Annotated in this window: 23 protein-coding genes and 1 riboswitch; of the genes, 17 read left to right on the plus strand and 6 right to left on the minus strand. The window is 46.5% G+C overall.

All coding sequences use genetic code 11. From position 1 onward, the window contains the following. The 9 genes from BQ5375_RS05665 (at position 1) to spoIIID (ending at position 9,781) form a co-directional block, all read left to right on the plus strand. The gene (locus BQ5375_RS05665; RefSeq protein WP_022132680.1) at positions 1 to 831 is read left to right on the plus strand and encodes a glycosyltransferase; all 831 of its coding nucleotides are present in this window, start codon (positions 1 to 3) and stop codon (positions 829 to 831) included. Between the two features lie 27 nt (positions 832 to 858). Beyond that, positions 859 to 2,331: a B12-binding domain-containing radical SAM protein gene (locus BQ5375_RS05670; protein WP_022132679.1), complete on the plus strand. Its 1,473-nt coding sequence runs from the start codon at positions 859 to 861 to the stop codon at positions 2,329 to 2,331. A 24-nt stretch (positions 2,332 to 2,355) separates the two neighbouring features. Then, positions 2,356 to 3,321: a glycosyltransferase family 2 protein gene (locus tag BQ5375_RS05675; protein WP_022132678.1), complete on the plus strand. Its 966-nt coding sequence runs from the start codon at positions 2,356 to 2,358 to the stop codon at positions 3,319 to 3,321. Between the two features lie 23 nt (positions 3,322 to 3,344). Continuing rightward, positions 3,345 to 4,451 carry an EpsG family protein gene (locus BQ5375_RS05680; protein ID WP_022132677.1) on the plus strand — a complete coding sequence of 369 codons (1,107 nt, stop codon included), beginning with the start codon at positions 3,345 to 3,347 and terminating at the stop codon, positions 4,449 to 4,451. Between the two features lie 5 nt (positions 4,452 to 4,456). Then, positions 4,457 to 5,572, plus strand: a complete 1,116-nt coding sequence (locus tag BQ5375_RS05685) for an SGNH/GDSL hydrolase family protein (protein WP_022132676.1) — start codon at positions 4,457 to 4,459, stop codon at positions 5,570 to 5,572. A gap of 25 nt (positions 5,573 to 5,597) precedes the next feature. Next, positions 5,598 to 6,689 (plus strand): polysaccharide pyruvyl transferase family protein, encoded by a 1,092-nt coding sequence (locus tag BQ5375_RS05690; RefSeq protein WP_022132675.1) that lies wholly within the window; start codon positions 5,598 to 5,600, stop codon positions 6,687 to 6,689. Next, the gene (locus tag BQ5375_RS05695) at positions 6,674 to 7,825 is read left to right on the plus strand and encodes a radical SAM family protein (RefSeq protein WP_022132674.1); all 1,152 of its coding nucleotides are present in this window, start codon (positions 6,674 to 6,676) and stop codon (positions 7,823 to 7,825) included. The genes BQ5375_RS05690 and BQ5375_RS05695 overlap by 16 nt, the downstream gene beginning before the upstream one ends. A 25-nt stretch (positions 7,826 to 7,850) precedes the next feature. Further along, a complete protein-coding gene (locus BQ5375_RS05700; RefSeq protein ID WP_022132673.1) occupies positions 7,851 to 9,287 on the plus strand; it encodes a lipopolysaccharide biosynthesis protein in 1,437 nt (478 codons plus the stop codon). 200 nt (positions 9,288 to 9,487) lie between these two features. Beyond that, positions 9,488 to 9,781 (plus strand): sporulation transcriptional regulator SpoIIID, encoded by a 294-nt coding sequence (gene spoIIID, locus BQ5375_RS05705; RefSeq protein WP_022132672.1) that lies wholly within the window; start codon positions 9,488 to 9,490, stop codon positions 9,779 to 9,781. A gap of 208 nt (positions 9,782 to 9,989) precedes the next feature. After that, a riboswitch (purine riboswitch) is annotated at positions 9,990 to 10,090 on the plus strand. 239 nt (positions 10,091 to 10,329) lie between these two features. Here the strand turns inward: spoIIID and rplA are convergent. The 5 genes from rplA to rpmG form a co-directional block, all read right to left on the minus strand. After that, complete coding sequence (gene rplA, locus BQ5375_RS05710; RefSeq protein ID WP_022133154.1) at positions 10,330 to 11,019, minus strand: 50S ribosomal protein L1; 690 nt, start codon at positions 11,017 to 11,019, stop codon at positions 10,330 to 10,332. Positions 11,020 to 11,081: 62 nt separating this feature from the next. After that, complete coding sequence (gene rplK, locus BQ5375_RS05715; protein ID WP_022133153.1) at positions 11,082 to 11,507, minus strand: 50S ribosomal protein L11; 426 nt, start codon at positions 11,505 to 11,507, stop codon at positions 11,082 to 11,084. Between the two features lie 159 nt (positions 11,508 to 11,666). Further along, positions 11,667 to 12,188, minus strand: coding sequence for a transcription termination/antitermination protein NusG (gene nusG / locus BQ5375_RS05720; RefSeq protein WP_022133152.1), 522 nt, complete (start codon positions 12,186 to 12,188; stop codon positions 11,667 to 11,669). Between the two features lie 42 nt (positions 12,189 to 12,230). Then, a complete protein-coding gene (secE, locus tag BQ5375_RS05725) occupies positions 12,231 to 12,449 on the minus strand; it encodes a preprotein translocase subunit SecE (RefSeq protein WP_022133151.1) in 219 nt (72 codons plus the stop codon). 20 nt (positions 12,450 to 12,469) lie between these two features. Next, positions 12,470 to 12,619 carry a 50S ribosomal protein L33 gene (rpmG, locus tag BQ5375_RS05730; protein ID WP_022117277.1) on the minus strand — a complete coding sequence of 50 codons (150 nt, stop codon included), beginning with the start codon at positions 12,617 to 12,619 and terminating at the stop codon, positions 12,470 to 12,472. Between the two features lie 945 nt (positions 12,620 to 13,564). Between rpmG and BQ5375_RS05735 the strand changes: the two genes are divergently transcribed. From BQ5375_RS05735 to BQ5375_RS05755, 5 genes are all read left to right on the plus strand, one after another. Further along, positions 13,565 to 14,635, plus strand: a complete 1,071-nt coding sequence (locus BQ5375_RS05735) for a D-alanine--D-alanine ligase family protein (protein WP_022133150.1) — start codon at positions 13,565 to 13,567, stop codon at positions 14,633 to 14,635. A 30-nt stretch (positions 14,636 to 14,665) separates the two neighbouring features. Then, positions 14,666 to 15,475, plus strand: a complete 810-nt coding sequence (gene murI / locus BQ5375_RS05740; RefSeq protein WP_022133149.1) for a glutamate racemase — start codon at positions 14,666 to 14,668, stop codon at positions 15,473 to 15,475. A gap of 46 nt (positions 15,476 to 15,521) precedes the next feature. Next, positions 15,522 to 15,971 carry a YwiB family protein gene (locus tag BQ5375_RS05745; protein WP_022133148.1) on the plus strand — a complete coding sequence of 150 codons (450 nt, stop codon included), beginning with the start codon at positions 15,522 to 15,524 and terminating at the stop codon, positions 15,969 to 15,971. 78 nt (positions 15,972 to 16,049) lie between these two features. After that, complete coding sequence (argS, locus tag BQ5375_RS05750; protein ID WP_022133147.1) at positions 16,050 to 17,750, plus strand: arginine--tRNA ligase; 1,701 nt, start codon at positions 16,050 to 16,052, stop codon at positions 17,748 to 17,750. Positions 17,751 to 18,317: 567 nt separating this feature from the next. Continuing rightward, on the plus strand, positions 18,318 to 19,544 hold the full coding sequence (locus BQ5375_RS05755) for a homocysteine S-methyltransferase family protein (RefSeq protein WP_022133146.1): 1,227 nt from the start codon (positions 18,318 to 18,320) through the stop codon (positions 19,542 to 19,544). A gap of 94 nt (positions 19,545 to 19,638) precedes the next feature. Here BQ5375_RS05755 and BQ5375_RS05760 read toward each other — a convergent pair whose 3' ends face one another. Further along, a complete protein-coding gene (locus BQ5375_RS05760) occupies positions 19,639 to 20,601 on the minus strand; it encodes a hypothetical protein (protein WP_022133145.1) in 963 nt (320 codons plus the stop codon). Positions 20,602 to 20,979: 378 nt separating this feature from the next. Between BQ5375_RS05760 and BQ5375_RS05765 the strand changes: the two genes are divergently transcribed. From BQ5375_RS05765 to BQ5375_RS05775, 3 genes are all read left to right on the plus strand, one after another. Beyond that, positions 20,980 to 21,285: an STAS domain-containing protein gene (locus tag BQ5375_RS05765; protein WP_022133144.1), complete on the plus strand. Its 306-nt coding sequence runs from the start codon at positions 20,980 to 20,982 to the stop codon at positions 21,283 to 21,285. Positions 21,286 to 21,347: 62 nt separating this feature from the next. After that, on the plus strand, positions 21,348 to 21,809 hold the full coding sequence (spoIIAB, locus tag BQ5375_RS05770) for an anti-sigma F factor (RefSeq protein WP_022133143.1): 462 nt from the start codon (positions 21,348 to 21,350) through the stop codon (positions 21,807 to 21,809). Beyond that, on the plus strand, positions 21,787 to 22,449 hold the full coding sequence (locus BQ5375_RS05775; protein ID WP_022133142.1) for a sigma-70 family RNA polymerase sigma factor: 663 nt from the start codon (positions 21,787 to 21,789) through the stop codon (positions 22,447 to 22,449). The genes spoIIAB and BQ5375_RS05775 overlap by 23 nt, the downstream gene beginning before the upstream one ends. Positions 22,450 to 23,018 lie beyond the last annotated feature (569 nt).

Genomic DNA, 23,018 nt, shown 5'->3' on the forward strand with positions numbered 1-23,018 from the left:
ATGTCAAGAATACATTTTGTCATTTTAACATGGAACTCCGAAAAGGTGATTGGGCAGTGTCTTGCCTCGATGATGAAATTTCGGGAGTTCGAAGTCAATGTCTGCATCGTCGACAACGGTTCGCAGGACAGAACAGTGGATGTGGTGGAACAGATGATACGGGAAGGCATTCCCGGACACTGCTCCATTCAGATCATACGGCTTTTGGAAAATATGGGAACAACCATCAGCCGCAATATAGGGATCAAACAGGTAATAACGCAGGCTGGTCCAGAGGATTTTGTCTGCATCCTTGATTCGGATACCGAAGTAAACGAACAGGCGATGCAGACGCTGGCCAGCGTCCTGAGGGATGATCCCAGCAACGGGATTGTAGGCCCCAAAATGCACAGTCTGGATGGAAGTGTCCAGACTTCGGGAAGAAGAATTCCAACCGTCACCGAAAAGATTTTGAAGGTGCTGCCCAGCAAAGCACTTCAGGAAAAAGGCAACCAGATGCAGCAGATGGACCATACCGACAGTTTGTGTCCGGTGGGATATCTGATGTCGGCATGCTGGATGATGCGTCCGACCCTTTTTGATGAGGTGGGACTGTTAGACGAAAATATTTTCTACGCGCCGGAGGATGTCGAATTCTGCATCCGCGTGTGGAAAAAAGGAAAACGAGTACTATATTGTCCACAGGCACAGATTCTGCACCATTGGCAGAGACTGTCCCGCAAAAAGCTTTTGAGCAAGCACAACTGGGAGCATCTCAAAGGACTTGGATACATGTATCACAAACACAATTTTTTACTTTCAAACAAAAAGATCGAACAGTTAATCTATTAAAAATAAAGGGAAGAAAGAGGAAGGTTTATGCAGCGCACAGCAAAGGTTTATTTTGTCAATCCACCGTTTAAATCAGAATATGGAAAATTTTCCAGGGAAAACAGAAGCCCTGCGGTTACCCGCAGCAGCACTCTGTATTATCCGCTCTGGCTGATTTATGCGGCGGCACTTTGTGAGCAGGAGGGATTTCCTATCTGCTTTCTGGATGCTCCAGCAAAGCCGATGAGCCACAGGGAAGCCTTTGATGTGATCGCGGCAAACGGCAAGGATACTGCACTTTTTGTGGTCAGCACTAGCACCCCTTCCATCTATAATGATGTGGAGTTTGCAGCTTCCCTGAAAAAGAGCTATCCAGACAGCAAGGTGCTGCTAGTAGGCACCCATCCTTCTGCATTGCCGCATGAGACATTGCGGTTAAACGAAGTAATCGACTTTGTGGCAAGAAAAGAGTTTGACGATATCGTGCTCGAGCTTGCAATCGCACTGGATGAAGGAAAAGACCCGTATCAGGTAAAAGGCATCACCTACCGGAAAGATGGGGAGATTATCTCCAATCCGGATATGCCCTATATCACCGATCTTGACAGAATTCCTTATGCAGCAAAGTTTATCCATGAGCATTTAAACCACAAAGATTATTTCTTTGCAGCGGCATCCTATCCGGAAATTCAGATCTTTACCGGACGCGGTTGTATGGCAAGATGCAACTTCTGCGTCTATCCGCAGACCATGCACGGCCATGCATACCGACTGAGAAGCCCGGAAAATGTGGTGGGAGAATTTGAATATATCGCAGAACATTTCCCAGATGTCAAAGAGGTCGTGATTGAGGACGATACCTTTACCGCAAGAAAGGAGCGGGTGCTGGAAATCTGCCGCCTGCTCAAAGAAAAAGGACTGCACAAGCGTCTCAAGTGGCTGTGTAACGCCAGAGTGAACCTTGACTATGACACCATGAAAGCGATGAAGGAAGCGGGATGCCGATTGATTATTCCAGGCATCGAAAGCGGTTCCCAGGAAATTTTAAACAACATCAAAAAGGGAACCACCATCGCACAGATCGAGACCTATATGAAGAGCGCGAAGAAGGCGGGACTTCTGGTACACGCCTGCTATATGGTAGGAAACCGTGGAGAAACAAAGGAAACCATGGAACAGACCTTTCAGCTTGCACGCAGACTGGGAAGCGATACCGCCCAGTTTTATCCGCTGCTTCCGTTCCCGGGAACAGAGGCCTATGCCTGGGCAAAAAGCAACGACTATATCCGGGGTGGATATGCCGATTATGTCAAGGAGGACGGCACCATCAACTGTGTGCTGGAGCTTCCGAATATCTCATCTCAGGAGATGGTGGAATTTTGCGACAGGGCAAGAAAGCGCTATTATTTCCGTCCGGGCTACATCATGCACCGTCTGTGGATGGGACTGCGCGATCCGGATGACCTCAAACGTTCGCTCAAAGCGTTTGGCAGCATCAAACACTACCTGTTTCAAAAATAAGATGATTGGAAAGGGGAAAGAGACTTGGTTTCCATTATCGTAGCGGTTTACAACGTCGAGGAATATCTCAAACGCTGTATTGACAGTTTGCTTGAGCAGACCTGCAGGGATATCGAGATTTTTCTGGTGGATGATGGTTCCAAAGATCAGAGCGGTGCAATCTGCGACAGGGCAAAGGAACAGGACAGCAGGGTCCATGTAATCCACAAGCCGAACGGTGGACTTTCCAGCGCCAGAAATGCAGCACTTCCTCTGGTTCAGGGCGAATATGTAATGTTCGTGGACGGAGATGACCGACTCGAGCCGGAATGTGTCGAGGTGATGCTCAATCTGCTCAACAAGCATGGAGCGGATGTCTCGGTCTGCAACGAGCTGCGTTTTTGTTATCGTGAGGATCAGTCCATCGAAATTCTGCCGGACCAGTACCGGGAAGTGGAGGACGAAAAGGAATACACCGCCCAGCAGGCACTGGAAACGATTTTGTATCAGAAAGACTTCGATGCCTCCGCCTGCGGGAAACTGTATCGCACCGAGCTGTTCTGCGGGGTGGAATATCCGGTGGGACGCATTTTTGAAGATATCGGAACGACCTATCGGGTCATTGCAAAGTGCAGCAAGGTGGTTTTTACCAATCGAAAGCTTTATTGCTATTTGCAGCGTCCGGACAGTCTGGCACACAGCGTTTCGTTAAAACATGTGCTGGATGGAGTGGATATGGTACAGCAGCAGGAACAGGACTTGAATCAAGCATTTCCTGCGCTCAAAAAAGCCTGTCGCTGCCGTTGTCTGAGCATGTATTTTCACGGAATCCTCTCCGGAGAACAGCCGGAAGAAGTACAAAAGACACTTTGGAACAAGATAAGACAAAACCGCTTTGCCGTTTTGACAGACAGCAAAGCAAGAAGAAAAACAAGGTTTGCGGCAATGCTTTCCTATCTGGGAAAAGTGCCACTTCAAAAAATCTATCAGCTTAAAGTATCGTGCAGATAAAACGATGAGGAGGGAAAAGCGGATTGCTGATTTATTATCTTTTAATTTTGGGAGAGCTGATGCTTTCGGCAGTCTATCTGTTTTTCCCCCAGAAAAAGGCGAAGAAAGTTTATCTCATAGCAGTTTTTGTGCTGCTTACTTTGGTGATGGCGTTTCGTTCGCAGCAGGTCGGAGTAGATGCCACCGCCTATTGCAGCTACTATATGCGAATCGGTATCAGCGATCAGTTTATGAACATCGTCAATGCCGCTCCGCTTTACAGCATCTATAACCGGCTGTTATATTATCTGTTTCCTTATGAACAGGCGATATTGGTGTTTAATGCAATTATAGTCAACAGCTGCTTTGGATATTTTATCTATAAAAGGTCGGAGCATCCGGTCTTTTCCAGCGTCTGTTATCTCTTGCTGTACACCTATATGAATACCTTTAACGGAACCAGACAGTATATTGCCTGCGGATTGTTTTTGGTGGGAATTATCTTTTTGCAGGAGAAAAAGACGGTTCGTGCCGTTCTCTGGATGATTGCGGCGCTGGGAGTGCACCAGATGGTGTTTGTCATGCTGCCGATTGTCCTCTTTGTCCTGATGCAGAGATGGACGAAGGGAAAATCCCTCTTCTGTGGGGCCGGTATCATTTTTGGAGGCAGTTTGATTCTTTCCCGCTTCTATCAGCAGATTCTGCTTCTAGTGGCAAGGATGCTGCCAGCTTACCGAAAGTATGTAGAAGGACTGATTCCCTTCTTTAACGAAGAAGCACAGGGAAGAAACATCTATCTAACCATCTTTTTAAGCATCTTTGTGGTGCTTGGATATTTTAAATTTTATGAGGACATCAAAACAGGAAGATTCCGTGATGAAAGAGTACAGAGCGGAGAGTTTTATATTATGCTGATGGCAACTACCGTGTCGATAAGCCTTGGACTTTTGTTTGCGTCCAATACAGGCATGGCGCGAATCCGCGAGTTTTATTCTCCGTACTTTCTAACCTTCCTGCCTTACCTGCTTTACCGGATGGTCAAGCAGTATAAAGTTGCCTGTTTTGCGGTGGGTTCGGTGCTGATGGTGGTTATGACCATCCAGCTGCTGGATAACTATGCCGGTGTTGTCCCTTATGTTTTCTGGAGGTAATCAGGATGAAAAATCAATTGCTGCGCAAGCTGTTTGTCCGGGGTTACAGCAGAATATCTACAGCTTTTTACCACCTGGCCGATCGACTTTTTCAGGGAAAGCACAGGTGGATTGACCTAAAAAATGAGCTGGCATATCATGACTTTCCGTTTGCTGGAGAAAAAGGTGGTTTTGAGCGTATCGACCCCGATATTCTTTCCGGATGCAGCAAAGGGGTTTGTGCTGCAGCAAAAGCATCAGCAGGCGGAGTCATAGAGTTTATGACCGATGGATCTGTCATCGAGCTTTCGGTGGTGATGAAACAGTATCTGTCTGCCTTCGATCAGCCACAGATGCCGCTTAGCAGCTATGCAGGAATTGACATTTACGTAAAAAATCAGGAAGGCTATTTCTGGAAAGGGAATTTTACCCCCAACCGATGGTTTGGAGCAGAGATGCGGTATACAGTTCATCTTTGTGAGGATAAAGAGAAAAAGATGCATCAGGTGATGCTTTACCTTCCGATTATGACGCCGGTTTCCTCGGTGCGTATCGGTATTTTACCAGAGGACAGGCTCCTTCCAGTCCAGTCGCCCAAACTAAAGATTGGGGTTTATGGCTCCTCAATTACTCAGGGCTGCGCGTGCAGCCGACCGGGAATGAGCTATGTTTCTCAGCTTGGCAGGATGCTGGATGCCCGGATGATCAATCTCGGATTTTCCGGCTCGGCAAAAGGGGAACAGAAGATTGCCAACATGATTGCAGCAATCGAGCTGGATGTTTTGATTATCGAATATGACCACAACGCGACTTTAGAAGAATTAAAGAAAACCCACTGGGAATTTTTTCAGACCATTCGCAAAGCAAAGCCAGCTCTTCCGGTGATTTTTCTCTCCCGTATTTCGGGCGGGATTTCGGCTTCGATCGAAGAAACAGAAAATCGCCGTCAGGTGATTTTGGATACCATCCGGCGAGCAAAAGAACAGGGAGATCAGCGAGTATGGTTTGTGGACGGTATGAAGATCAACAGACAGCATGAATCAGGATGTTTGCTTGCAGATGACCGTCACCCCAATGACCTGGGGATGACGATGATTGCCCGACAGCTTGCAGAAGCTGTGCGGAGTATAGTGGAAAAATAGGAAAACGGGAAAGGAAGAAACAAAGATGCAGTTAACGATGAAAAAACGGGTAATTGCTCAGGTGAAATTGCAGCTTGCACAGCCGATGTCGTTTCATCGTGTTCTGCACGCCTTAAAACAGAATCAGGGAAAGCCGCGCTGCCTTTTGGTGGGGACACCGATTCATGGAAATCTTGGTGACCATCTTCTCACCTTATCCGCCATGCAGTATCTGTCGCAAAATTTTGGAGTGCCGATCGAAGTGTCGATGGAATGTTTCATGCTGCATGGGGAGAAGATCGCCCGACAGCTTAACGAACAGGATTTTGTCTTTATCTGCGGCGGCGGATGGATGGGAACTATCTGGAAGGATGATGAACTGCGACTTCAGCAGATGATTACCCTCTTTTGCAGACAGAAGATCGTGGTTTTGCCGCAGACGGCGTTTTATGACCCCAAAAGTCCGGATTATGATTCATTGCTTTCCTCGATGAAGCAGGCAATCAGTAAGGCAGAGCGAATCTGCTTTACCTTTCGGGATCAAAAATCCTATGATTTTGCGCGCAGGGAATTTCCGGAGGGAAAAAGCTATCTTCTTTTACCGGACAATGCGCTGCTCTTTGAGCCGGACTCTTTGTTTTATGGGAAATTAAAGCAGGAGAAAAAAGAAGGAATCTATCTTTGCCTGCGAGAGGACTGTGAGGGGAAGATTTTGCCCTCACAAAAACAGACGTTTTACTCGATGTTGCGCCAGCAGGACTATGTGCTCAAGCAAGGTTCGACTATTGACTGGAAGATTGTTCCGACTGCTCTGCGAAACTGGAGAATCCGGAAAAAAATTTTTGAAATTGGGAAATCCAAATTGATGATTACCGATCGTCTGCACGGAATGATCTTTGCAGTTCTGGCAGGAACACCCTGCATCGTTTTGGATAACGAGAGCAAAAAGGTGTCCGGTGTCTATGGGCTGTGGCTGAAAGACTGTCCACAGATTATGCTGGCACAGGAGCTGTCGGAGATTGGACCGCATACGATCAGCCAGATGATGGACAAAACAGCAGAGAGCCAGATTCAACCGCAGCAGCGTCAATGCTACATACAATTAACGGAGGAAATCAAACGGTGGGAGAAGCAATAAAAAGACTGGTGTTGGGGTATATCCCAAGCAACCGCTGTAATTTAAGATGTAAATACTGCTATATCTCGCAGATCAAGGACTGGGGAGAGGTAAAGCCTGCTTTTCAGTATCCAATCCAGCAGATGGTAGCGGGACTGTCCAAAGAAAGATTGGGCGGCACCGCACAGATTAACCTGACCGCACAGGGCGAAACTCTGATGGTAAAGGATATTGACCAGCTGGTGGAAGGGCTACTCCGACAGGGGCATTTTGTGGAGCTTGTTACAAACGGAACAGTTGACCGCGTGATCGAACGACTGACCCGTCTCCCGGAAGAGCTGGCTTCCCATCTGATGTTCAAGATTTCCTTTCATTATGAGGAACTGGTAAATAGAAAGATGCTCGATAAGTTCTTTGCAAATGTTGATAAGATAAAAGCATCTCCCTGTTCCTTCACACTGGAAATGGTTCCGTACGACGAGCTGGAAGAAAAGATAGAAGAAATTCAGGAGCTTTGTGTCCAGCGTGCGGGAGCATGCTGCCATCTGACCATCGGCAGAAAAGACGATACAGTCGGACGGGGACTGCTCACCAACCACAGCCATGAAGAATATCTGGAAAGATGGAAACCGTTTGATTCCAGAATGTTTGAGGTAAAGATGGAGCTGATGGACCAAAAGCGCAGGGAGTTTTGCTATGCCGGGGACTGGTCAATCTTCCTCAACTTCCAGACAGGGGAGATTCAGCCGTGCTACGGCCAGCCGGTAGTGCAGAATATCTGGGAGAACATTAGCAAACCAATCCGCTTCCAGCCAGTCGGACACTGCTGTACCCAGCCTTACTGCATCAACGGTCATGCCCATCTGACCTTTGGTGTGATTCCATCACTGGAGCTTGGTTCCTACGCACGGATTCGCGACAGGGTGTGTGCGGACGGAACGCATTGGCTGAAAGAAGAGGTAAGAAACTTTTATTCTGGAAAACTTGCAGAGTCTCATACCCTTTTGACCCAGCAGCAGGAGAAAAAAGCGACCAGAAGATACCGGATATCCAGTGCATGCCAGTGGATAAAAAATCCGGAAAAGATTATTGCGCAGGCAAAAAGACAAAGCCGGAAGCTGACAGGAAAATTAAACGGAAAAACTGCAAAAGCATAATGAAACAAGGAAAAGGAGGAGAACGGTGAATCAGGGAGCAAAGCAGCTGATCAAAGATATTTTTGTATTTTCAATGGGAACTGTGATGACCAAATTGATTCAGTTCCTCCTGATGCCGCTGTATACCAGCAGTCTTACCACCGAAGCTTATGGTGCGGCAGAACTGGTAAACAATCTGGCAGAGTTTTTCTATCCGATTCTGACGTTGAGTGCCTTTGAGGCGGTGCTTCGTTTTCTGGTGGGAAAGGAATATGGGGAAAAAACGATTGCTACGGCAGGGCTCAAACTGATGATTCTTTCTGCCGGTGGAGGAATTGTTTTGTTTTCCATCATTGATTTGATTGGAAATTATCCCTATACCACCCAGCTGTTTTGGATTACCTATACCTATGCGCTTAAAACGATGCTTTCCTTTTTTGTGCGGGGAAAAGGGTATTCCAAACTCTTTGCCTCCAGCGGAATCATCAATGCGATCTGTCTGGCAGGGTTCAGCGTTCTGTTTTTGGTGATTGCAGATTTTGGAACCAACGGCTATCTTTACGCAATCGGACTTTCCTATCTGTGCACCAGTGTTTACCTGATTACAGCAGGAAAAATCTATCGCGATATTGATTTGAGAATCCGATGCCGTCCAGCATTGGTTGAAATGCTGCGCTTCAGTGCTCCGCTTATTCTTTATAATATCGGATACTGGCTGATCAATATGTCGGGACGTTATGTCCTGCTATTGTTTACCAGCTATTCGGTAGTGGGAATGTATATTGCGGTGATGAAGATTTCTTCTGTCATCAACATGTTCCAGCAGGCGCTGTATGCAGCACTACAGCTCAACAATTCCCGTATGTTCAACCATAAGGAAAGGGAAAAATATTATTCAGATATTTTTAATGCCTATGCCGTGATTGCACTGACGGCGGGCGGATGGATTTTGTGTTTCTCTCCAATTTTGGTAAAATTCACCCTCAAAAATGAGTTTTACGCAGGGCATATTTATATTCCAGTTGTACTTTTGACAGCTCTGATAGAGTGTATTTTCAGTTTCTATAAGACTCTTTACACTGCCTGCAAAAAGACCAGAAGAGCTTTGCCCAGCATGGTGATTGGTACCTTGGTCAATCTGCTGCTCTGTGTGATGTTTGTTCCAATGTTCGAAATCTGGGGTGTAGTGCTTGCAAGTCTGATTTCCACCCTTTTCCAGATTGTTTATCGTATCTGGGATGTCCGTCATTTTGTCCGGATGAAGGTTTGCTGGGTAAGACTGATTCCAGGTTTTGTGGGGATTGGGGTGCAGACCGTACTGCTCACAACAAACTGGAACCAGACCATATTGCCGGCAGTGATTGCAATTTGTCTGACTGTTTATTTCTTCTTTGCTTATTTCCGAGGCTTGTTGCAGAGCTTGATAAAGTCTGGAGCTTTGCATGTAAGATCGAAGAAACAGAATATCAAAATAAATGGTTAGATATCAAACGAGAATATGTTTTGTTAAGGGGAAGGGATCAACGAGATTTTTTCCCTTTTCTTTTTAAATTGAATATAGAGCATAGATTGGTAAGGGTATCTTTTCAGAATCTCAAAGAATCCTGCACAAATTAGGAAATAAGCTCCCACCCTCCTGCATAGAATAGGATAAGCGAAATGAAATGCAGGGGAGGCAAGAGCGTGAAAGGCTTACCGGAAGAACGTGCCGTCAAGCTGGCACAGTATATTATTGAACAGGACGCCACCGTGCGTCAGGCTGCCAAAAAGTTTGTCATTTCTAAAAGTACAGTACATAAAGACGTTACCCAGCGTTTGCAGCAGATGAATCCGCAGCTGTGGGAACAGGTGAAAAAGGTTCTGGAGCACAATAAACAGGAACGTCATATCCGCGGAGGTCTTGCGACAAAGGAAAAATATGAAATTCTCAGACAAAATAAAATGCAGAAATCTGTGGATGAATCCTTGAAACAGTAAAGTTTGTGCGGGCATAAAAATAATAAAATTTGATGGAAATAAAAGACCAAAATAGTTTATATATACAAAAAATGCAAAGTTTAGCATAAAGATTGAACAAAAACACTTGATTTTCAGGCAAAAATTGACTATAATATAGAAGTAATAACTTTTTCATACTTCTTTTTTGTGCTTCTCTTTTTGCAGCGCAGAATAAAAAATATCTGCGTGGACACCATCAAACGCTATTCATATAAGCCTGCTGATTGGAGCAGGAGTATCTACGTGATGGCCGAAACCATCTACACTATGAGTAGTATCCTTTTTTTGAGAAGCAAACTTCCGAACGTCGGAATCTGAATTTGATATTTTCTTAATATTGTCTTTTTCCCGTATAAGCAAAAGGCGCCGGCAATTGCCGGCGCCTTTTGCTTTGTATTAATAATAGAAAACTTCCTTAAAACGGAGAGTTTTCCCCAGATTCGACTGGAAAATGTGGAAAGATCAACAAAAAAACTCCCGTACCATGTACGGGAGTTTTATCAATTCTATCTTCAGCCAAAAGCCGATTAGCAGAACTTGGATGGGTTAACTTTAACGCCAGGGCCCATTGTTGTAGCCAGAACACAGGATTTAACGTACTGACCTTTTGCTGCTGCTGGTTTTGCTTTTACGATAGCACCCATCAGGGTTTCAAAGTTTTCCTGGAGTTTTTCAACGCCGAAGGAAGCTTTGCCGATTGGGCAGTGGATGATGTTTGTTTTGTCCAGACGGTACTCGATCTTACCAGCTTTTGCTTCCTGAACAGCTTTTACAACGTCAGGAGTTACAGTACCAGCTTTTGGAGATGGCATCAAGCCTCTTGGACCGAGAACTTTACCAAGACGACCAACAACACCCATCATGTCAGGGCTAGCGATGACAACGTCGAAGTCCATCCAGCCGCCCTGGATTTTCTGCATGTACTCTTCAGCACCAGCGTAATCAGCGCCAGCAGCCAGAGCAGCGTCAACTTTGTCGCCTTTGCAGAATACCATTACGCGAACAGTTTTACCGGTACCGTTTGGCAGTACAACTGCACCACGAACCTGCTGTTCAGCATGACGGGAGTCAACACCCAGTCTTACATGGATTTCTACAGTTTCATCAAATTTAGCCTTTGCTGTTTTCAGGCAGTTTTCAATTGCTTCAGTGGTATCGTACAGAGCAGCAGTATCAACCAGTTTAGTGCTGTCCTGATATTTCTTTCCGTGTTTCATTTTAAATTACTCCTCCCTATCCTGAGTGGTAAATGCGGAAATCTCCTCCCACCCGGGGAGTACTAGTCAACTACCTCGACGCCCATTGCGCGAGCAGAACCTGCGATCATGCTGATAGCAGCATCCAGGTTTGCAGCATTGAGGTCTGGCATTTTCATCTCAGCGATTTTCTGCAACTGTGCTTTTGTGATTTTTGCAACTTTAGTTTTGTTTGGAACACCAGAACCGGATTCAATCTTGCACTCTTTTTTGATGAGTACAGCAGCCGGAGGGGTCTTTGTAACGAATGTGAAGGATCTGTCAGCGTAAACAGTGATTACAACTGGAATGATCAGACCTGCATCGTTCTTTGTTCTTTCGTTGAACTCTTTTGTGAATGCCATGATGTTAACACCATGCTGACCAAGAGCTGGGCCAACCGGTGGTGCCGGAGTCGCTTTTCCGGCAGGAATCTGCAGCTTAATGTAGCCGGTAACTTTCTGAGCCATTAGTAAATTGCACCTCCATAAAATGTGGTCAGTCGGGACACGATTTTGGTTTTTTGTCCCTCCCACTGCGCCATCTTTGCCCCATGCAAAGATGACAAAACCCTTTCGGGCACGACCTAAAACGGGTTAAAGTTTTAAGTCACCTCATCAAGACGATATTTATTCTATAGTCTCTACCTGATCCAGTTCAAGCTCTACGGGTGTCTCTCTTCCAAACATGGAAACGACAACCTTGACCATGTTGCGTTCGGTATCGAGTTCTTCTACGACGCCGATGAAACCGTCAAGATAACCGTCGATGATCTTAACAGAGTCGCCAACCTCAAAGTTGACTTCGACCTGTTTTTTCTCCACACCAAGGGCAGCTACTTCTTCGTCAGACAGTGGAACAGGTTTGGAACCAGGTCCGACAAAGCCAGTTACTCCACGAATGTTGCGGACAACGTACCAGGAATCATCTGTCATGATCATGTTGACAAGCACATAGCCTGGGAAAATCTTGCGTTCCACTTCACGCTTTTTGTTGTCTTTGATCTCAACAACCTTTTCGGTAGGAACCATGACACCTGCAATCAAATCATGCAGCTTACGGTTTTCCACCGCATTTTCGATATCTGATGCAACCTTGTTTTCGTAACCGGAATAGGTGTGCACCACATACCATTTTGGAGCTTCAGACATAGGGATACCTCCAATGGTGTAGATGATTGGGTAAGCTTGTGATTAGTGAAATAAACCAACGAGAGCGTTGAAGATGAAATCGATCACTCCAATGCCAACGCTGAAAGCTGCAAGGACGATAATAACAATTCCAGTGTTATTGAGAACTGTTTTTTTGCTCGGCCAAACAATCTTTTTCATTTCACCTTTCGAATCTTTGAAAAAGCGCTTGATCCCAGAGGCGATACGCTTGAAAAAGCCTGGTTTCTTTTCATCAGCCATTTAAACAGCCCGCCTTTCGCCTACTTGGTTTCTTTGTGAAGTGTGTGTTTGCGGCAGAACTTGCAGTATTTGTTCATCTCAAGTCTGTCAGGATCGTTTTTCTTGTTTTTCTTTGTGTTGTAATTACGCTGTTTGCACTCTGTGCAAGCTAAGGTAATTTTAGTCCTCATATCGGCACCTCCTGATAAAACGGATTTTTTTGCCTCCCTCGTAAAGGAAACGCTTGAATCTCCAACCTGACACATTTTGTGCCTGTTGGCGGATGGATGGTTCATTTTTGGACATAAAAAAATAACCCTTTTAGAGGTGATAAAATAATACCACACTCACCCACAGCTCGTCAACGGCTTTTTGGCTTTTTTATCCCGTTTTTTTTAACTTTATGGATTCTGTCAGATAACATCCGGCCAAAACAGCCGTTTCCTTGTCCGTTTTTGCCAGCAGGCTGAGCCTGCACCCAGTTCGCCTACGGCGCAAAGACGGGTGGTAGGAGAAAAAACAAAAGTTTTAGACAATTTTTTCAAAAAATGTCCAGTCCAGAGTGAAACTCTGGTCGCCTTCCGCAGAAGGCGAAATACCTTATCGTTTAGGCGCATTTTTGATAGTTGAACAAGTTCAACTCGAGTGTTTCGCTCATTGCGACGAGCGACCAAAGGCTTTGCCTTTGGACACCATGAACTTTTTGTAGAAAAGCAAGTTGAAAACTTGTTTTCAACTACCAAAAACTTTAGTTTTGCTCTGTCGAAACTTTTTCGCTCCAACGAGCGAGTGTGTTAACGAGAGCGAACGCCGTGTGCTGAAACTGCCATTTTGTACCAAACCAAAGTGCGAAATTGTGCCCAGCTTCAAGCTGGTGCAGGCTCAGCCTGCTGGAAATTGTAACAAGCAAATGGCTGGGGGAATATGTAAAATAATACAATGCACCAATTGAAACCGAAGGGTTTTGTATGATACAATGATAAATACGGATTTTTATACTTATATATAGATAGAAAGCAAGCAGCAAAAAGCTGCGTCAAAAATAGGCCTGTATCAGAATAAAAAAGCAGTGCAGAATATAGTATATTTCTGTATCTTCTGTACTCTGCATGGCAGGGCAAAAGGAGTGTTTGTTCATGAACGAGAAAAAAATCCGAGTTGCCGTACTGTTTGGCGGGGTGTCCAGCGAACATGAAATCTCGCTGATGTCTGTCCAGTCGGTACTTCGGAATATGCCTGAAGATTATGAAGTACTGACCATCGGCATCACCAAGGATGGCCGCTGGGTAGAATATACCGGTTCGATCGATGAGATCACCGATCAGAAATGGGAGCAGGATAAAAATCTGCGCACCGCTGTTGTTTCCCCGGACCGCAGCCACAAGGGCATTTTGCTCATCGATAAAGATCAGGTTACCGTTGTTCCGGTCGATATCTGTTTCCCGGTTCTGCACGGAAAACATGGTGAGGACGGCACCATTCAGGGCCTGTTCCAGCTGGCAGGAATCCCGTTTGTTGGCTGCAACATGATTTCCAGCGCAAACTGCATGGATAAAGAGATGACCCACACCATTCTGGAAGCCAACGGCATCAAGATGGCAAAATGGGTGATCGTAAACGGCGAAAAGATGAATGACTTTGAAAACTTTGCAAAGGATGCCGAAGAAAAACTGGGTTACCCAATGTTTGTAAAACCGGCAAATGCAGGTTCTTCGGTTGGAGTTGGAAAGGCACATAACCGCGAGGAGCTTAAGTCTGCCTGCGAAACCGCTCTCAAAGAGGACTACAAAGCTGTGGTTGAAGAATGCATCGAGATGCAGGAAGTGGAGACCGCAGTGCTGGGCAACGGCGATCCAAAAGCTGCCGGCGTTGTAGGTGAACTGGTTCCGGTTGTGGAATTTTATACCTACGAGGCAAAATATATTGATGGTACCACAGTGCTCCACATCCCAGGAAGAGTGTCGGAAGAAACTTCGCTCAAACTGCGCCAGACCGCAGAAAAGGCATTCAAGGCAATTGGATGTGAAGGATTCTCCCGTATCGACTTCTTTGTACGCAAATCGGATGGAGAGGTCATCTTAAACGAAATCAATACCATTCCAGGCTTTACCTCGATCAGCATGTATCCAAAACTCTGGGACTACTGTGGTGTCTCTTACAGTGAGCTGATTGACCGTCTGATCCGTTTGGGACTGGAACGAAAATAATGAGAAAACAAAGAAAGAAGGAGGCAGCCGATGGATAACAGAGCAATCGGTGTATTTGACTCCGGATTGGGAGGCTTGACTGCGGTCAAGGAACTGCACAAGATTCTTCCAAACGAAAACATTGTTTATCTTGGCGATACCGGAAGGGTTCCTTATGGTTCCCGAAGCCGCGAAACCATCATTAAATACGCACAGCAGGATATAGACTTTCTGATTAAAAAGGACATCAAGATGATTCTTGCTGCCTGCGGTACCGTCAGCAGCACACTGCCAAGGGAGATTTCTTCCAAGCTGCCGGTTCCCTATGTGGACATCGTGCTTCCGGCAGCGCAGGAAGCCTGTGCAATGAGCGCACGGGGCAGAATCGGTGTAGTGGGTACCAACGCTACTTTAAAGAGCAACGCCTTTGGCAGAGCGATGAGGGGTATCCGCAGCGATATTCACGTTTACGGAAATCCCTGCCCGCTGCTTGTACATCTGGTGGAAAATGGCATGATTGAGCCGGACAATCAGATTACCACGCTTGCAGTGCAGATGTATCTGGAGCCGCTGATTAAGGAAAAGATCGACACCCTGATTTTGGGATGCACCCATTATCCGCTGCTGTATGAAACATTCAACCGCATCCTCGATTATAAGGTGACACTCATCGATTCCGGACAATGCGCAGCAAAAGCAGTCCGAAATACACTGCTGAAAAACGGTATGCTTTCTGACCGTACCGAGCCGGGAACGACCGAGTACAATGTTACCGACGAGATCGAAACCTTTGACAAGACAGCATCCATCTTTTTGGGCGAGCCGGTGACCGGAGCGGTCAACCGCATCGAGCTGTTGTAACACAATACGAGAAAAAGTCAATGACACGAAAAGGCATGGTCAAGGAATGGAAAATACAAAGGATATGAAAAAAGATGTGCTCATTACCATTAAGGGCACACAGAAAATCGGAAACGAAAAGGACGTCATCGAGATGGTGACCACCGGACGTTTTTATCGCAAAAATCAGATGTACTACATCAGCTACGAGGAGACCGAGGCAACCGGTTATGAAGGATGCCGCACCACTTTGAAGGTGGGTCCAAAAGATAAGGTGACAATGACCCGCTTTGGAACTTCCCGCTCTCAGCTGATTGTGGAAAACGGTATTCGCCACCAGTGTCAGTATGACACAGGCTATGGCGCAATGACTATCGGTGTGATGGGAAATCACTTTGACAGTGACTTAAGCGACCGAGGTGGAAACCTGTCGTTTGGTTACACGCTGGACATCGAAGCTACCGTAGCCAGCGAGAACACCGTTACCATCACCTTAAAAGAAATTCTGGCACAGTAACAATATCGCAGAAATGCTTTGATTGATTTGTCACAGGGAACTTTTCCCGGTGAGCCAAAGAAAGGAAAGGAAGTCAACATGAATACAAATTTTGTACAGGACGCAATGCATGAGGTAGAGAACCTTCTCAAAAATGCATTCACAAAGGCAATGCAGGATGGAAAGCTCCCAGAGGCAGAAATTCCAAACTTTACCGTAGAGATTCCGGCAGAGACAACACACGGAGATTTTGCTTCCAACGCAGCAATGGTTTCTGCAAGAACCTTCTGCAACGCTCCTGTTAAGATTGCAAACATCCTCAAAGAGGAGATGGATTTTTCCACTGCACGCTACATCGACCGCGTGGAAATTGCTGGTCCTGGTTTTATCAACTTCTTTGTAAGCCCGCTGTGGTTTGCTGATATCGTTTCCGGCGTACTGGCAGCAAAAGAAAACTACGGTCGTTCCGATTACGGCAAGGGCGAAAAGGTTATGATCGAGTTTGTATCCGCAAACCCAACCGGCCCAATGCACATGGGTAATGCCCGCGGCGGCGCAATCGGCGACTGTCTGGCAGCAGCTATGGATGCTTGCGGTTACGATGTAACCCGTGAGTTCTACATCAACGATGCCGGCAACCAGATTGAAAAATTCGGACTTTCTTTGGAAGCAAGATACCTCCAGATCTTTAAGGGTGAAGATGCAGTAGAGTTCCCGGAAGACGGCTATCATGGTGAAGACATCAAAGAGCGTGCACAGCAGTATGCAGATGTACACGGCGACAGCCTGTTAAATGTTTCTGAGCAGGAACGCCGTCAGGCTCTGGTTGATTTTGCTCTGCCAAAGAACATTGAAAAGCTCAGAACCGATCTGGAAAAATACCGCATCGTTTACGATGTATGGTTCCCGGAAAGCACTCTGCATCAGTCCGGCGCAGTAAAAGCAGTTGTGGATGATCTGACCAAACGTGGACTGACCTATGAAAAAGATGGTGCAGTTTGGTACAAGGCAACAGAATTTGGCGGAGAAAAGGACGAAGTTCTGATCCGTGCAAACGGCAACCCAACCTACTTTACCGCTGATATTGCTTACCACAAGAACAAATTTGCTGACCGTCACTTTGACCGCGTAATCAACGTATGGGGTGCAGACCATCATGGCCATGTTGCAAGACTGAAAGGTGCGATGGATGCAATCGGTCTGGATGGCAGCAAGCTTGACATCGTTTTGATGCAGCTGGTTCGTCTGATGAAGGACGGCGAGCCATACCGCATGAGCAAACGTACCGGTAAATCCATCACCCTGTCTGACCTGACCGATCTGGTTCCAATCGATGCTGCACGTTTCTTCTTCAACATGCGTGAGCCAAACTCCACTTTGGACTTTGACCTTGACCTTGCAGTAGAAGAATCTTCCCAGAACCCGGTTTACTATGTACAGTATGCACACGCAAGAATCTGCTCGATCCTCAAAAACCTCTCTGCACAGGGTATCCAGCCAAGAGAGTGCACCGCAGAGGAGCTGACACTGCTGAGCAAAGATGAAGAAAGAGAACTGATCCGCAAACTGGCACAGTGCCCACAGGAAATCATCAACGCTGCAAAGAACTACGACCCTGCAAGACTGACCCATTATCTGATGGATGTTGCAACCTTGTTCCACAAGTTCTACAATGCTTGCCGTGTACAGGGTGAAGACGAAGCACTGATGCAGGCAAGAATCTCCCTGTGTATCGCTGCACGCACCGTAATTGCAAACCTGCTCAAGCTTTTGAAGATCACTGCTCCAGAAACCATGTAGCAGGCTGAGCCTGCACCCTGTTTCGCGCTCTGGTTTTGTGCGAAGACGGGTAGCTGGGAGAAAAAAAGTTTCGACAGAGCGCAAACAGAAGTTTTCGTCCACCTTTTTTAAAAGGTGGCGGATTCTAAAGGCAGAGCCTTTAGTCGCTCGTCGCAACGAGCGAAAATCTCGAGTTGAACTTGTTCAACTCTCATCGTCAGGCGCATTTTTGAGAGCTCGAGGACTTTTTGCAAGAGAAAAAGTCCTCGAAAACCGATTGCGAGCAGTAGCTGTCTCCGAAAAGTTCCCAGTGGGAAGTTTTCGGCGGTAGAAACTCACGTCTAATTTTTTAAATCTGCGTTCTCAATTAGGCTAAGCCAGCTTAGCCTGGTACTGACGTACCACAGCATCGAAATAGCTTTGCTGCCCCTATCGATTTAAATATTTTTTCTTATTTGTCACAGGGGTTTCACCCCCGTACCCCCACAACTTTTGAAAAAGTTGACAAAATTTTTTGTTCGCCTACGGCGCCGACAAGAAGTTTGATAAAACAATCAGCCTTTTGATACAAACTCATTGGAGGAAAAAATGGACGTTCGATTATCACAGCCGTTGCTCATGGATGGGGCAACGGCAACCAACCTTATGTTAAATGGAATGCCGCAGTACAGCTGTCCTGCTCAGTGGATTCTGGAAAATCCATCGGCACTGCAGCAGCTGCATCACGCCTTTTTGCAGGCGGGCAGCCGCATGATCTGTACCCCGACCGCACAGGCAAATGCTGTGATGCTGGAAAAATGGGAATTGCAGGATAAGATGGCAGAATATAATCGGCAGTTAGCTCAACTTACCGTAGAAACCTGCCGTCAGTTTGATCCTTCGGTTCTGGTAGCGGGAGTGGTTGCGCCTCTGGAAATTCAGGCGGAACCGTTTGGTGAAACTCCATTTCTGGATTTGGTTGGAATTTATGCCAGTCAGGCACTGGCACTCAAAGAGGGCGGTGTTGATCTGCTGATTGCAGATACCATGACCACCATTTCTCAAAGCAGGGCAGCGATTTTGGGCTGCCGTCAGGCAGGACTGCCGGTTATGGTGACCCTCAATGTGGAAGAGGATGGCGAGACCTGCATGGGAAGTGACCTTGTTTCGGCGCTGATTGTCTGCCAGAATCTGGGAGCGGCAGCGTTTGGGCTTTCCTGCTGTGATCGTCCGGAAAAGCTTTATCACCACATCGAGGAGATCGCCCCTTATGCTAAGATACCGCTGATTGTCCGTCCGAGAGCAGGAGAAGATTTTGACCGGATGCTTTCACCGGAGGAGATGGCAGAGCAGATGCGCGGATTGCTTTCCCGCGGGGCGACCCTGGTGGGTGGATGCTGCTACACCACTCCGGAACATATCGCGAAAATCGGACAGATGATGCGGGAGTTTGATTTTCACAGCGTCCATGTGGAAAAGGAGGATGCCCAGACCATTTTGATGGCAGGAGCAACCGAACCTTATTTCCTTGATGAGTATTTTGATCAGACCGAGCCGATTTACTGCCGCAGGGATATGTCGGATGAGCTGCTGGAGCTGGAGGAAAGCGGAGCGGATGTTGCCACCATCTGTATCGAGACGGTGGATGACGCGTACTGTTTTGCACTCAATGCTTACATGCTGCACATGCCGGTATCCTTCCTGTCTGACAGTGAGGAAGCGCTGGAGATGGCACTGCTGATGTATAACGGCTGTGCCTTTGTGGATTCCAGAAGCAATCTGGATGAGTCGATTCTGGAACGTCTGGCAAAGGGCTATGGAGCGGTTGTCCGTTAATATTTTACATAAAAAGGATCGTCATGAATTTCATGACGATCCTTTTTTGGTATATTGTGTTATGAAGACAGCGGACATAGAAAGATTCAACGGATTATTTAAATGTATATTCCGAGCAGGCAATGGTCTTTGGATAATCGTCGATTACTTCGATCTGTTCCCAGCCGAGCTGCTCGATGTTTCCATCCTGATCCAGCTGAATATAAGAAGATACGGTTCCGTCAATCTCCTGATCGTACAGTGACTTGAGTGCTGCCGGAGTATAAACAGCTTCAATCAGATAATGACCATCCTCCTGTGTCATGGTGAGTTTGGAAAAGTTTTTCAGCATAAATCCTTCGTCGCTTAGCAATGGAGATTTGAGCCATTCCAAGGTATCTGCATATTCCTGATAGGTCTTATAGGTTTCGCGGCTGCCCTGACCATAATTGATGCCAGCCTGCAAAGTTTCGGCAACCTTCATGTTAGCGTCCACGGCTGCATTTTTATTGAGATTTCCCTTTTCATCATAAGCTGCGTTTAAATCAAACTGGAGCTCATAGGCGCCCTCGGTTCCGTCATAATTGAGACGGTAAACTGACAGGGTGCCTTTTTTGCGGGAAAAATTTTGTTCCATTGTGTTTTTAAACACTGCATAAAGCCGGGTATCCAGTTTTTGTGGATTCTCTTTCAGTTCCTCCTGTGGGCGGATCTGAAGTTGCTGCGAGAAAGGCAGAGTTTGTGTCTGGGAGACCGGAGTTTCCTGTTCGGGTTCCGGGGTTTTTTCGGTGGTTTCTTCTGTCGGTTTTTCCTCTGTCTGAGAAGATGGCAGTTGCGTTTCAGCTTTTACTTCTTCCTCTTTATCTTCTTCAGAAGACTCTTTTTCGTTATCTTCTCCGCCAAGCTGAGCAAGGGAAGGCTTGGTGTTTTCTTCTTTCTCGGAATTATCTTCTCCAAGTTCCAGCGAAACCTCCGGTTCAGAGTCCTGTTCTGTTGGCTTCGGGTCACGGCTGCATCCGGTCATAGAAAGAGAGATAATCAAAGCTGCCAGCAGGCAGAGTAGTGTCGTGTATTTCATAGGGTGTCCTCCTTTTGTGGGTGATACTCTTTTTCTTTATTGTAACACAGGATGATGGGGATTTCTATGCTATTTGTAAAACTGTAAAGAAATTCCCATTTTTGTAAAGAATTGTCTTCCACCCATTTCACAAAGATTTGTGGAAAACTTTTCCGATTGTATAGTGTCAAAAAAAGGAAAAAAAGATGCAGGAAAAAATAATTTAACAGATTGGAAAGAAAAAGAAAAAACAGCTGACAGCTTTCCCGAAGTTTTTTAAGCAAAAGGGGGTATGATGTGGATACAGCAAAGGAAAAAAGTGGACAGGAATGGCCGAAAGGAAACAGGAAAAGAGTTTAAACAAAACAGGCCCTGGTGAAACGGAGGGAGAATAATCAGATGGCTGTTGAGATACAGATCAAGGAGGACGTGGTCAGAGCATATCTGTCAGGAGAGATTGACCATCACAGCGCCGCTCAGATCCGGGAAACAATTGATGAAAGCATTATACAGGCAGCTCCTGCCGAGCTGATACTGGATTTTGCGAGGGTTACTTTTATGGATTCCTCCGGAATTGGACTGGTAATGGGGCGGTTTCGGCTGATGCAGGAAACCGGAGGAAAGGTGATTTTGCAAAATCTTCCGGCTCCGCTTCGAAAAGTGATGAAGCTGGCAGGATTGGACAAGCTGGCTGAAATCCAATAGCAGACGTATGGAAAGATCAGAACTGACAGAATAAAAAAGAACAGATGACCGGAGGTTTTGTGATGAAAGCAATCAATACGATGCGTCTTTGCTTTGACTCAAGGTCGGCAAACGAATCGTTTGCGAGAACTGCGGTAGCGGCGTTTTTGTGCGGGCTGGACCCCACAGTAGAGGAACTGACCGACGTAAAGACCGCTGTCTCCGAGGCTGTGACCAACTGCATTGTTCACGGCTATCGGGAAAAGATAGACAAGGTGTACATAACAGCGAATATCTATTCGGACAATCGGATCGTAATCAAAATCAAAGATAAAGGGTGCGGAATCGAAGATGTGAAAAAGGCGATGGAGCCTTTGTTCACCACCGCTCCCGAAGAAGAGCGTGCAGGGCTGGGATTTGCTGTGATGGAAAGCCTGATGGACAAGGTGAAGGTTTTCTCCCAGCCGCAAAAGGGCACGACGGTCGTGCTGGAAAAGCGGATTGTCTCCAAAGGAGAAAACAATGTACACAACAGCCGAGAATGAACGAAGCCGCATGATTGAAGAAAATATGGGACTGGTGCATGCCTGTGCCCATAAGTTCAAGGGAAAGGGAATTGAATACGACGATCTGTTTCAGGCGGGATGTATGGGGCTGGTCAAAGCGACCGATGCCTTTGATACACAGCGGGGTGTTCGGTTTTCCACTTATGCGGTTCCGGTTATTTTAGGAGAAATGCGCAGACTCTTTCGGGATGGCGGCACTGTGAAAGTCAGCCGCAGTCTAAAGGAGCTGTCGATGAAGGTAGTGAGGGAAAGAGAAAAATTTGCCAAGGAAACAGGGAGAGAACCGACTGTCGGGGAACTTTCCCAAAGACTTGGGGTAGAGGAGGAAGCGGTGGTTGAAGCGCTGGGCGCAAGTGCTCCGGTGGTCTCGCTGACAAGCGACGAGGATAGCTCGGAGATCGATTTGCCGGTATCCTCTCCGGAGGAGCTGCTGTCCGATTTGATCTCGCTCAAACAGATGCTGGGACAGCTGGAGGAGCGTGACAGGAAGCTGATTCAGCTGCGGTATTTTCAGAACAAAACGCAGGTACAGACCGCAAAGGAACTGGACATGACCCAGGTGCAGGTATCGCGCCGGGAGAAGAAGATTCTGTTGTGGTTAAGGGGAATGCTAATATAGCTAACTTCAAGCTGGACATAGTTCGCCTACGTCGCAAAGACGGTTGGAGAGCGAAAAACAGAAGTTTTTGGTCGAGCTTTTTACAAAAAGCTCGCGGTTTCCAAAGGCAGAGCCTTTGGGCGCACTCCGCAGAGTGCGAAAGGCTTTTATCGTTCAAGAGCATTTAGGAAAGTGTGAAAACCCTTTGCGATAGAAAGGGTTTTCACAAACTGACGAACTGTACAAGCTGTCCCCGAAAAGTTCCCGGTGGGAAGTTTTCGGCAGCAGAAACCTTATTTTACAAATACAGATAGCTGAGACATAATTTTTATCGATCTATTTTTAATGGTATCAGCATAGACAGCAGAAAAATCTCCCACTGGGAGGTTTTTCTGGAAAGTGCACATCGTTTGTCCCATAGGGGGCTTTTCTCTTACAAAAGCCCCCTCTTTTTCAATCCAAAACTTGGATTGAAAAATTCACCCGCAAATGCGCCTGGCGATAAGAGTTGAACAAGTTCAACTCGAGTTTCCGCACTCTGCGGAGTGCGTCAAAGGGCTTTGCCCTTTTGAAACCCACCACCTTTTGAA

This window comes from Negativibacillus massiliensis, assembly GCF_900148495.1.
Taxonomy (GTDB): domain Bacteria; phylum Bacillota; class Clostridia; order Oscillospirales; family Ruminococcaceae; genus Negativibacillus; species Negativibacillus massiliensis.